The organism is Nocardia noduli (genome assembly GCF_019038455.1).
Lineage (GTDB): Bacteria > Actinomycetota > Actinomycetes > Mycobacteriales > Mycobacteriaceae > Nocardia > Nocardia noduli.
On the sequence record NZ_JAFMPL010000285.1, the window covers coordinates 1 to 434 of the forward strand.

1 protein-coding gene is annotated in these 434 nt (G+C 71.0%); it reads left to right on the forward strand.

The genetic code is table 11. The features are described from left to right. A partial coding sequence (locus JZ792_RS43730) for a malonyl-CoA decarboxylase domain-containing protein (RefSeq protein WP_216918450.1) occupies window positions 1-434 on the forward strand: 434 nt, incomplete at both ends.

The window sequence follows — 434 nt, forward strand, 5'->3', positions numbered from 1 at the left end:
CTTCTATTCGATCAGCAACACGCAGACGGGACTGCGCGGCGTGAGCTTCGGCGACTCGCTCATCAAGAACGTGGTGGAGACGCTGTCGGCCGAGTTCCCGCGGCTGCGCACGTTCGCCACGCTCTCGCCGATTCCGGGTTTCCGCGCATGGTTCGGCAAGCACTGCGCGGGCATGCTCGAAGCCATGGACGACAAGCGCCGCGCCGAACTGGGCCGTGCGATCGGCGCGGAGGCACCGCAGGCCGCGCAGGTGATCGCCGCGGCCGAGAAGGCGCTGGAGCTGCCCGTGAAGTCGCCGCTGCGGCAGTGGGTGCTGCACTGCGCGGCGCGCTACCTGGGGCGCGAGCTGCAGGACGGCCGCCCCGTGGATGCGGTGGCGCGATTCCACCTCGGCAACGGCGCGCGCGTGGAGCGGCTCAACTGGGCGGGAGACC